This window comes from Brachybacterium tyrofermentans (assembly GCF_039526165.1).
GTDB lineage: Bacteria > Actinomycetota > Actinomycetes > Actinomycetales > Dermabacteraceae > Brachybacterium > Brachybacterium tyrofermentans.
Genome location: NZ_BAAAIR010000068.1, coordinates 1 through 1,175 on the forward strand (window position 1 = coordinate 1; position 1,175 = coordinate 1,175).

1 protein-coding gene is annotated in these 1,175 nt (G+C 65.4%); it reads left to right on the forward strand.

From position 1 onward, the window contains the following. Nucleotides 1–1,138, forward strand: a protein-coding gene (locus ABD093_RS18245; RefSeq protein ID WP_343926292.1) for an IS3 family transposase whose coding sequence is annotated in 2 segments (ribosomal slippage) — nucleotides 1–249 and nucleotides 249–1,138 — 1,139 coding nt annotated over the 2 segments. Because the reading frame shifts where the segments join, the coding sequence is not laid out codon by codon here. This gene is flagged as partial in the annotation. Between the last annotated feature and the right edge of the window lie 37 nt (nucleotides 1,139–1,175).

The following is a 1,175-nucleotide window of genomic DNA, read 5'->3' on the forward strand; positions in this document are numbered from 1 at the left end:
GTGCCCGGGCCATCGCTCTGGTCCGCGAAGGCCGACAGGTCAAGCAGACCGCGCAGGCCCTCGGTGTCCACGAGGTCACCCTCCACACCTGGCTCCGACAGGACGACATCGACCACGGCCGCCGGTCTGGACTCAGCAGTCGCGAGTCTGCCGAACTCCGCGCGGCTCGCGGTCGCGTTCGGCAGCTCGAGCAGGAGATCGCGATCCTCCGCCGCGCTGCGACATGGCTCGACGAGGAGGGAGGAGTGGACCCAAAAGGGCGCACCCGGTGATCGACCGACTCGTCGACGCCGGAGCTCCAGTGCACACCTGCTGCCGCCTGCTGGGCGTCTCTCGCCAGGGCTACTACCGCTACCGGAAGCGTCCCACCAGCGCCACCGAGCTCCGCCGACGCTGGCTGACTGGACTGATCCGCGAGATCCACATCGCCTCTCGTGGCACCTACGGCTACCGCCGGATCCACGCAGAGCTCACCATGGGCATGAACATCCCCTGCTCGAGTCGACTCGTCTGGGTGCTGATGACCCGCGCGGGGATCGGAGGACTCCCTGGGCCGGCCCGCATCAAGCGCCTCAAGGGAGTCGCCACCGCAGACGACCTGGTGAACCGGAAATTCCATCGCCTCGAGCTCAACGAACTGTGGGTCACCGACATCACCGAGCACCCCACCCGAGAAGGCAAGGTCTACTGCGCCGCGGTCCTGGACGCCTGCAGCCGCAAAATCATCGGCTGGGCCATCGACTCCAAGCAGGACTCCACCCTGGTCGTCAACGCCCTGGACATGGCCATCCGAGCACGCCAGCCAGATCCTGGAGGGATCGTGCACGCAGACCACGGAGTCCAGTTCACCTCCTGGGTCTTCACGCAGAAGATCCGCTCCGCGGGCCTGCTGCCCTCGTTCGGGACCGTGGGAGACGGCCTGGACAATGCGATGATGGAATCGTTCTGGTCGAGCATGCAGATCGAGCTGCTGAACCGGAAGAAGTGGAATACCCGGATCGAACTCGCGAACGCGATCTTCGAGTACATCGAGGTGTTCTACAACCGCCGCCGCCGACACTCCTCACTCGAGTACGCGACACCGAACGACTACGACCTCGCCCGCACCCCGCAGGCACTCGCAACCACCGGAAGCTAGCGATCGAGAGTGGAAACCAGGCCATAGGTCAGGTCAA